The 8821-nt window shown below is 71.4% G+C and carries 8 protein-coding genes and 4 tRNA genes; all 12 read right to left on the reverse strand.

What is annotated here, in order from left to right; translation table 11 throughout:
• Positions 1 to 196: 196 nt before the first annotated feature.
• Positions 197 to 271 (reverse strand) — tRNA-Val (locus VGT06_04120).
• Between the two features lie 86 nt (positions 272 to 357).
• Positions 358 to 444, reverse strand: a tRNA-Leu gene (locus tag VGT06_04125).
• Between the two features lie 48 nt (positions 445 to 492).
• Positions 493 to 568, reverse strand: a tRNA-Cys gene (locus tag VGT06_04130).
• 72 nt (positions 569 to 640) lie between these two features.
• Positions 641 to 715: transfer RNA gene (locus VGT06_04135), tRNA-Gly, on the reverse strand.
• A 74-nt stretch (positions 716 to 789) separates the two neighbouring features.
• Positions 790 to 1845 (reverse strand): threonine synthase, encoded by a 1056-nt coding sequence (thrC, locus tag VGT06_04140; GenBank protein HEV8662319.1) that lies wholly within the window; start codon positions 1843 to 1845, stop codon positions 790 to 792.
• Between the two features lie 7 nt (positions 1846 to 1852).
• Positions 1853 to 3154: a homoserine dehydrogenase gene (locus VGT06_04145; protein ID HEV8662320.1), complete on the reverse strand. Its 1302-nt coding sequence runs from the start codon at positions 3152 to 3154 to the stop codon at positions 1853 to 1855.
• Positions 3151 to 5409 (reverse strand): phosphoribosylformylglycinamidine synthase subunit PurL, encoded by a 2259-nt coding sequence (purL, locus tag VGT06_04150; GenBank protein ID HEV8662321.1) that lies wholly within the window; start codon positions 5407 to 5409, stop codon positions 3151 to 3153. The genes VGT06_04145 and purL overlap by 4 nt, the downstream gene beginning before the upstream one ends.
• A 4-nt stretch (positions 5410 to 5413) precedes the next feature.
• Positions 5414 to 6106 carry a phosphoribosylformylglycinamidine synthase subunit PurQ gene (purQ, locus tag VGT06_04155; GenBank protein ID HEV8662322.1) on the reverse strand — a complete coding sequence of 231 codons (693 nt, stop codon included), beginning with the start codon at positions 6104 to 6106 and terminating at the stop codon, positions 5414 to 5416.
• Entirely contained in the window at positions 6103 to 6354 is a 252-nt protein-coding gene (purS, locus tag VGT06_04160; protein ID HEV8662323.1) for a phosphoribosylformylglycinamidine synthase subunit PurS, read from the reverse strand. The genes purQ and purS overlap by 4 nt, the downstream gene beginning before the upstream one ends.
• A 2-nt stretch (positions 6355 to 6356) precedes the next feature.
• Complete coding sequence (gene purC / locus VGT06_04165; GenBank protein HEV8662324.1) at positions 6357 to 7067, reverse strand: phosphoribosylaminoimidazolesuccinocarboxamide synthase; 711 nt, start codon at positions 7065 to 7067, stop codon at positions 6357 to 6359.
• Positions 7068 to 7089: 22 nt separating this feature from the next.
• Entirely contained in the window at positions 7090 to 8400 is a 1311-nt protein-coding gene (purB, locus tag VGT06_04170) for an adenylosuccinate lyase (GenBank protein HEV8662325.1), read from the reverse strand.
• A 10-nt stretch (positions 8401 to 8410) separates the two neighbouring features.
• Positions 8411 to 8821, reverse strand: a 411-nt coding sequence (locus VGT06_04175; GenBank protein ID HEV8662326.1) for an insulinase family protein, incomplete at its 5' end; no start/stop codon positions are given.

Genomic DNA, 8821 nt, shown 5'->3' on the forward strand with positions numbered 1-8821 from the left:
CGACCAGGCCGACCTGGAGCCGGCTGGGTCTTCTGACGCTCTACGCGCCAGCCGTCAACGCCGACCTTCCTGAATCGCTGTGGCACCGATCTCCCTCACCGCTCCTGGTGTTTCCCAGTGTTTCCCAAGGGCCCGCCACCACCATGTGGCCCCGCGGGGCCAGACGGTGATGGCCTTTTGTTCTCAGCAGGTTGGCTGGTAGGCACGGGCGGTCTCGAACCGCCGACCTCTTGCGCGTCAAGCAAGCGCTCTCCCCCTGAGCTACGTGCCTCCATCCCCGCCGCGGAGGCCCGCCGGTCCGCGGAACCCCCGCGGTGCCGTCCACTTCCCGGCGCGCGTCCCTGCGCGGCCTTTTCCTGGTGCCGGAGGCGGGAGTCGAACCCGCATGCCCTTGCGGGCGGGGGATTTTAAGTCCCCTGCGTCTTCCAGTTCCGCCACCCCGGCCCGCCCCGGCCGCCCCGGCCGGGTGCTTGTTCCGACCCGTGCAGACGCTGGAGGCGGCGGGCGGACTCGAACCGCCGAATAAAGGTTTTGCAGACCTCTGCCTTAGCCACTTGGCTACGCCGCCCAGACCGAGAGCAGCCGGGAGCCGGCCACCACAGCCCGCGGCACCGGCTCCCGGCGAATCCACGCGCGTCCATGGAGCGGGAAACGGGATTTGAACCCGCGACCCTCGCCTTGGCAAGGCGATGCTCTACCACTGAGCTATTCCCGCGTGCGGGTTCCCAACCTAGCAGAGGCCCCTCCAAATTGTCAACCGCGCGGACCCGGGCCGGCGGCCGACGCCGCCTAGGCGAGCCGGAGGGCGGCCGCGACCGCTTCCAGCGTCGGCGGCACCGCCGGCGGCCGGCCGGCCAGGCTGAGCGCCCGGTCGGCATCCTTCAGGCCGTGCCCGGTGAGGACGCAGACGACCCGGGTCCCAGCCGGGAGCCCCTCTTCGCGATGGAGCTTCCGGAGACCGGCCACGGACGCGGCGGAGGCGGGCTCGCAGAAAATCCCCTCCCGCCGGGGGATCTCGGCGTAGGCCTCGAGGATCTCCGCATCGGAGACCGCCCCGATGGCCCCGCCCGACTCCTCCGCCGCCGCCACCGCCGACTGCCAGGAGGCGGGGTTGCCGATCCGGATGGCAGAGGCGATGGTCTCGGGGTCCTTGACCGGATGGCCCAGGACGAGGGGCGCCGCCCCCTCCGCCTGCCAGCCGAGCAGGCGGGGGAGCCGGCGGGCGCGGCCGGCCGCCTGATACTCGCGGAATCCCCGCCAGTAGGCGGTGATGTTCCCCGCATTCCCCACCGGGATGCAGAGCAGATCGGGCGCATCCCCCAGCTGGTCGCACACCTCGAACGCCCCCGTCTTCTGCCCCTCAATCCGGTAGGGGTTGATGGAGTTGACGAGGGCCACCGGGTGGGTGGCGGCCACCTCCTTGACCAGCTTCAGGGCATCGTCGAAGTTCCCCTGCACCTGCAGGACCGTGGCCCCGTGGGCGACCGCCTGGGAGAGCTTGCCCAGCGCGATCTTCCCCTGGGGGACCAGGACGTAGGCGGCGCGCCCCGCCGCGGCGGCGTAGGCTGCGGCGGAGGCGGACGTGTTGCCGGTCGATGCGCAGATGACGGCCCGCGCCCCCTCCTCCACGGCCTTGCTGAGGGCGACCGTCATCCCCCGGTCCTTGAAGGAGCCGCTGGGGTTGGCTCCCTCCACCTTCAGGTAGATTTCTGCCTTGGAGCCCAGCCAGGCCTCGAGCGCCCTCGCCCGAAGCAGGGGGGTGTCTCCCTCCCCGAGGGAGATGACGGGCGTCCGGTCGGTGACCGGCAGGAAGGCACGGTAACGCTGGATCAGACCCGTCCCCATGGTCGGCCTACGATTCCTCCACCCGGAGGCAGACCGTCGCCCTGCTCACCACGTCCAGGCGGTCGATCCCGGCCAGCGCCGCCCGGAGGTCTCCCTCCCGCGCCTCGTGGCTCATCATCACGATGGGGACGGCCTCCTCCGCGTGTCGGGCCTTCTGGATCACGGAGGCGATGCTCACGTTGTGGCTCCCCAGGACCCCGGAGACCTTGGAGAGCACCCCGGGCTTGTCGGTCACCATCACCCGGAGGTAGTAGCGGGTCCGGATCTCCCCCAGAGGCTTCAGGTCCAGCTCCGCCTCGACCCCCGGCCGCTGAAGGGTGGCCCGGCGGGAGGGCCGCTTCGCCAGGATGTTCGCGGCGATCTCCACGATGTCGCTCACGACGGCGCTGGCCGTCGGCATCTGCCCCGCCCCCCGGCCGTAGAACATCTGGGGGCCGGCCGCATCCCCCACCAGGTAGACCCCGTTGTAGACCCCCCGGACCGAGGCCAGCAGGTGATCCTCCGGGATCAGGGTCGGGCTCACGCGGACCTCCAGCTCCCCGTCGGCCAGCTTGGCGATCGCGAGGAGCTTGACCACGTACCCCAGCTCCCGGGCGTAGCGGATGTCGGAGGGGTCGATGCCGGCGATCCCCTCCACGGGCACCTGGGACAGCTCGATGAAGGTGTTGTAGGCGATGGAGGCCAGGATCTGGAGCTTATGGGCGGCGTCGTGCCCGCCCACATCCAGGGTCGGGTCGGCCTCGGCATAGCCCTTGGCCTGCGCTTCCGCCAGCACCTCGGCGAAGGGCCGTCCTTCCTCCGTCATCTTTGTGAGGATGTAGTTGGCGGTCCCATTGATGATGCCCAACAGGGACCGGATGCGGTTGGCGACCAGCCCATCCCGGAGAGCCCGGATGATGGGGATACCCCCGCAGACCGCCGCCTCGAAGCCGACCTCGAGCTTGCGCTCCGCCGCGGCCCGGTAGATCTCCAGGCCGTGGGTGGCCAGCAGCGCCTTGTTGGCCGTCACCAGGTGCTTCCCCGCCCGGAGGGCCTCCAGGGCGTACCGGCGGGCCTCCTCCGTCCCCCCGATCAGCTCGACCACGATCTGGATGGCCGGATCCCGGATGACCTCCAGGGGGTCGGCCGTGAGGAGGGCCGGGTCCACGGCGACGGGAGCGGGGGCCTCCGGGCGGCGGCGGGCGATCCGCTTCACGTGGAGGCGCGCGCCCAGGCGGGCGTCAATCATCGGCCCGTTCTCCTGGAGGAGACGGACGACGCCGCCCGCCACGGTCCCCAGGCCGAGGATGCCGACGTGGATTGTCTTCACGCGCCCCTCCCGTCCCCGCCGGGCTCGGCCGCCACCCGCAGGCCTCCCCGCCACGCCTGCGCCAACGCCGCCACCTCCGCCCGGAGCGTGGCCGCCCCCGCCGTCAGGGTGAGGTTCCGCCCGCCGGTCGTCCCCAGCAACGCGCAGGGGACGCCGTGCGCCTGGGCAAGGGCCTCGAGCGCCCCGGCCTGCTCCGGCCGCACGGAGATCACGATGCGGGACTGGCTCTCCGCGAAAAAGGCCGCCTCCGGCCGCAGCGACCCGGGAAGGGTCCCGGTGAACCCGATCGGCTCCCCCTCCACCGGAATACAACACTCGGCCAGGGCCACGGCCAGCCCCCCCTCGCTCACATCGTGGGCCGAGCGGACCCACCCGGCTCGGATGGCCGCCCGGGAGGCGGCCTGGACCGCCCGCTCCCGTCCGAGGTCCAGGGCCGGGGGGCGCCCTTCCTCGCGGCCGTGGAGGACCGCGAGGTACTCGCTCCCCCCCAGCTCGTCCCGGGTCTCCCCCAGCAGGTAGACCAGATCCCCGGCCCCCTTGAACCACTGGGTCGTGGCGTGGCGGATGTTTGTGAGAAGCCCGAGCATCCCGACGATGGGCGTGGGGAAGATGGCGCGGCCCAGCGTCTCGTTGTAGAAGCTGACGTTTCCCCCCGTCACCGGCGTCCCGAGCGCGCGACAGGCCTCGCCCATCCCCCGGATCACCTCTCCGAACTGCCACATGACCTCGGGCCGGGTGGGATCGCCGAAGTTCAGGCAGTTGGTCAGGGCCACCGGCTCGGCCCCCGCGCAGGAGACGTTCCGCGCCGCCTCCGCCACCGCAATCATCCCCCCGACGTAGGGGTCCAGGAAGCAGTATCGGCCGTTCCCGTCGGTCGAGAGGGCGAGGCCCCCCGGGTGCCCCTTCAGGCGCAGGACCACGGCGTCGGAGCCCGGCAGGACGATCGTGTTCAGGTAGAGCATGTGGTCGTACTGGCGCCAGATGTCTCGCTTGCAGGCGATGGTCGGGGAAGCCAGCAGCGTGGCGAGGGCCGCCGCCCAGTCGGCCGGCTGGGGCAAGGTCGAGAGGTCGGCCCCCTGCAGGGCCTGGAGCCAGGCGGGGCGCGTCGCGGGGCGGTGGTAGGCCGGCGCCCCCTCGGCGAGAGGGCGTGCCGGGATCTCCGCCACGACTTTCCCCCCCTCCAGGACCCGGAGCATCCGGTCATCGGTGACCCGCCCGACCACGACGGCGTCCAGGTCCCACTTGGCGAAGATGCCCCGGACGGCCTCTTCGGCCCCCTGGCGGGCCACCACCAGCATCCGCTCCTGGGATTCGGAGAGCATCACCTCGTAGGGGGTCATCCCCTCCTCGCGGCGCGGGACCCGATCCAGCTCGAGCTCGATCCCGGTCCCCCCGCGGCTGGCCATCTCGCACGAGGAGCAGGTGAGCCCGGCGGCCCCCATGTCCTGGATCCCGACTACCTCCCCGGTTCCCATCAGCTCGAGGCAGGCCTCGATCAGGAGCTTCTCCCGGAACGGGTCCCCGACCTGGACCGTGGGCCGCCGCTCCTCGGAGGTCTCATCGAAGGCCTCGGAGGCCATGGTCGCCCCGTGGATCCCGTCCCGGCCGGTCTTCGCCCCCACGTAGATCACCGGGTTCCCGGGGCCCCCCGCCCGAGCCGTGAAGATCCGGTCCGCGGGCGCGATGCCCAGGCAGAGGACGTTGACCAGCGGGTTTACGGCATAGGGCCCGGCGAAGGCCAGCTCCCCCCCCACCGTGGGCACCCCCACCGCGTTCCCGTACCCGGCGATGCCCGCCACGACCCCCCCGAGGAGGTAGCGGCTCTTCGCCTCCGTGAGCGGCCCGAACCGGAGGGAGTCGAGGAGGCAGATCGGCCGGGCCCCCATGGTGAAGATGTCCCGGATGATCCCCCCCACCCCGGTCGCCGCGCCCTGGTACGGCTCGATGAACGACGGATGGTTGTGGCTCTCGATCTTGAAGACGGCGCAGAGGCCGTGCCCGATGTCCACCACCCCCGCGTTCTCCCCCGGCCCCTGCAGGATCCGGGGGCCGGCCGTCGGGAGGGTCTTGAGGTGGACCCGGCTCGACTTGTAGGAGCAGTGCTCCGACCACATCACGGAGAAGATGCCGAGCTCCGTGTAGGTGGGATCCCGCTTCAGGATCGCCCGGAGGGCGGCGTACTCCTCCGTCGTGAGGCCGTGGGCGGCCACCACCTCGGGACTCACGCGGGGCTCGGCGCGGACGGTGCCGGGCATGGGGCTACCCGAGCGCCCGGGCGAGGAGCTCCTCGAAGAGGAGGCGGCCGTCCTCGGAGCCCAGCAGGCTCTCGGCGGCCCGCTCGGGGTGGGGCATGAGGCCGAGCACGTTCCCCCGCGCGTTGCAGACGCCGGCGATGTGCTCGAGGGAGCCGTTGGGGTTGGCGTCCGGGGAGAGGGCGCCGTCGGGGGCACAGTAGCGGAAGATGATCCGGCCCTCGCCATTCAGGCGGGCGAGCGTCTCGCGGTCGGCGTGGTAGCGCCCCTCCCCATGGGAGATGGGCATCCGGAGGATCTGGCCCGGCGCGAGGCCGGCGGTGAAGGGGGTGGCCGTGGACTCGACCCGCAGGTGGACCCCCTGGCACCGGTACTGCAGCGACGCGTTGCGCAGGAGCGCCCCCGGGAGGAGGCCCGCCTCGCACAGGATCTGGAACCCGTTGCAGGAGCCGAGGACCAGCCCCCCCCGCTCCGCGAAGCGCACGACCGCCGGCATCACCGGGGAGAAGCGGGCGATCGCCCCCGCCCGCAGGTAGTCGCCGTGGGCGAAGCCGCCCGGCAGGATCAGGCAGTCGAACCCCGTGACCCCGGTCGCCTTGTGCCAGACCTCCTCGGCTTCGAAGCCCATCACGTCCGCCAGGACGTGCCGGAAGTCCTGGTGGCTCCAGGAGCCCGGGAAGACCAGGATCCCGAACCTCACGGGCGCTCCTCCAGGTCGAAGCGGAAGTCTTCGATCACGGGGTTGGCGAGCAGCCGCCGGCACATCTCCTCCACCTGGGCGGCCGCCTTGGCCCGGTCGCTCTCCGTCAGGCGCAGGAGGATGACCTTCCCCACCCGGCAGTCCGCCAGGCCGTCGAAGCCCAGGCTCGTGAGCGCGCTTCGCACCGTGTCCCCCTGCGGGTCCAGGATCCCCTGCTTGAGCGTGATGACCACCTGCGCCTGCCACATCCTTACGCCTCGCCGCAGACGCGCCGGAGCACCTCGGCGTACGCCTCCTCCACCCCCCCCAGGTCGCGCCGGAAGCGGTCCTTGTCCAGCTTCTCCCGCGTCGCCTTGTCCCAGAGCCGGCAGCCATCCGGCGTGATCTCATCCCCCAGCAGGATCTCCCCACGGCAACGGCCGAACTCCAGCTTGAAATCCACGAGCAGGATGCCCCGCCGGTCGAGGTGCTCCGTCAGGAGCTCGTTCACCCGCAGGGCCCCGTCCATGATGGCCTCCATCTCGGGGCCGGTCGCCAGGCGGAGCATCCGGATGTGGGAGTCGTTGATCATGGGATCGCCGAGGGCGTCGTCCTTGTAGTAGTACTCCAGGACCGGCTCCGCCAGGGCCTGCCCCTCGGAGAGCCCGAAGCGCTTGGCGAGGCTCCCGGCCACGACGTTGCGGACCACCACCTCGATCTTGATCATCTGGAGGCGCTTGACCAGCATCTCCCGGTCGGAGAGGACCTTCACGAAGTGGGTGGGGACGCCGTGCTCGGCCAGGTGGGTGAGGAGGGTGGCCGAGATCCGGTTGTTCATGACCCCCTTTCCCACGATGGTCCCCCGCTTTTGCGCGTTGAAGGCCGTGGCATCATCCTTGAAGTACTGGATGAGCAGGTCGGGGTCGTCCGTCTCGTAGAGGATCTTGGCCTTCCCCTCGTAGATCTGCGCGCGTCGCTCCATCCCGGTGCGCTCCTCCTCCGGTCTACTCCGTCTCCGACTCCAGCAAGCCCACGCGCTCGAAGAGGGTGTCCACCTGGGCCAGGGTGGGCTCCAGCGTGAAGCAGGCGGCGAGCTCCTCCTCCGACAGGACCCGCCGGAGTTCCGGGTCCGCCCGCAGGAGGGTGGCGAAGTCGGCTCCCTCCTCCCGCGCCCGTAGGGCGTGCCCCTGAACCAGCCGGTAGGCCTCCTCCCGGGAGAGCCCCTTGTCGGTCAGGGCCAGGAGGACCCGTTGGGAGGAGAGGAGCCCAGCGCTCCGCTGCAGGTTCTCCCGCATCCGCTCCGGGTACACCCGGAGCCCCTGGAGGATCTCGGTCAGGCGGTGCAACAGGTAATCCAGGAGGATGGTGCTGTCCGGGAGGATGACCCGCTCCACGGAGGAGTGACTGATGTCCCGCTCGTGCCAGAGAGCGACGTTCTCGAGGGCCGCCAGCGCGTTGGTCCGGAGGAGGCGGGAGAGCCCGCAGATCTGCTCGCAGCCGACCGGGTTTACCTTGTGGGGCATGGCGGAGGATCCCTTTTGCCCTTCCGTGAACGGCTCCTCCGCCTCCAGGACCTCCGTCCGCTGCAGGTGGCGGATCTCGAGGGCCGCGTTCTCCAGGGAAGCGCCCGTCAGGGCCAGGGCCAGGAGGTACTGGGCGTGGCGGTCCCGGGGAACGACCTGGCTGGCCAGCGGCTCGGGGGTCAGCCCCAGGCGCTGGCAGACGTACTCCTCCACCGCGGGAGGGAGGTGGGCGAAGGTCCCCACGGCGCCCGAGACCTTCCCGACCGCTGCCGCCGTCCGCGCCGTGAGCAGCCGCTCTCGGTTCCGACCCGCCTCCGCGTACCAGCGGGCCACCTTGAGCCCGAAGGTGATCGGCTCGGCGTGCACCCCGTGGGTCCGGCCCACCATCGGCGTGTCCTTGTGGGCCAGGGCCAAGTCCCGGAGGGCCGCGCGCAGGCCGTCCAGACCCTCGAGGAGCAGGTCGGCCGCGTCGCGCATCTGCACCGCCAGCGCGGTATCCAGAACATCCGAGGAGGTGAGCCCCCGGTGGATGTAGCGCGCCGGCGGCCCCACCCGCTCCGCGACGGCCGTGAGAAAGGCGACCACGTCGTGCTTGACGTCCCGCTCGATCGCCGCGACCCGCTCCGCGTCGTAGCCGGCCCGCTCCTGGATCGCCCGGAGGGCCTCGGCCGGGATCTCCCCCAGCTTCGCCCAGGCCTCGCAGGCCAGGACCTCGATCCGGAGCCAGAGATCGAGCCGGGTCCGGTCCTCCCAGAGGCGGGCCATGGCCGGGCGGCTGTAGCGTGGGATCACGGGCTTCCCCTCAGGCCGGGACCGGGGCGGCCCCGATCCGGGCGAGCGGCCCGATGGTCGTCAGGGTGAACCGCTCGCCGGCGAAGCAGGCCTGGGCCACCTGCTGGAAGCGTTCCGGGGTGACCTCCTCGATGCCCCGGATAATCGTGTCCAGGCTGTAGGTGCGCCCGAAGTACATCTCCATCTTGGCCAGGCGGGTCATGCGGCTGGTGGTGCTCTCCAGACCGAGCAGAAGGTTCCCCTTCAACTGTTCCTTCGCCCGCTGGAACTCCGCGGCCTCGAGCGGCTGCGTGGCCAGCCGGGCACACTCCTCCCGGATGCAGCCGATGACCTCCTCCAGGGCCGTCTCGCCGCACCCGGCGTAGATGACCACGAGACCGGCGTCCCGGTAGGAGGCCAGGTAGGAATAGATCGAGTAGAC

The organism is Candidatus Methylomirabilis sp., from assembly GCA_036000645.1.
Classification (GTDB): Bacteria; Methylomirabilota; Methylomirabilia; order Methylomirabilales; family JACPAU01; genus JACPAU01.

What these genes read in the sequence shown, in the direction of transcription:
- thrC (HEV8662319.1), bottom strand. Translation starts at nt 1,845, where the DNA reads ATGGGGACGGGTCTGATCCAGCGTTACCGTGCCTTCCTGCCGGTCACC.
- purL (HEV8662321.1), bottom strand. Translation starts at nt 5,409, where the DNA reads ATGCCCGGCACCGTCCGCGCCGAGCCCCGCGTGAGTCCCGAGGTGGTG.
- purS (HEV8662323.1), bottom strand. Translation starts at nt 6,354, where the DNA reads ATGTGGCAGGCGCAGGTGGTCATCACGCTCAAGCAGGGGATCCTGGAC.
- purC (HEV8662324.1), bottom strand. Translation starts at nt 7,067, where the DNA reads ATGGAGCGACGCGCGCAGATCTACGAGGGGAAGGCCAAGATCCTCTAC.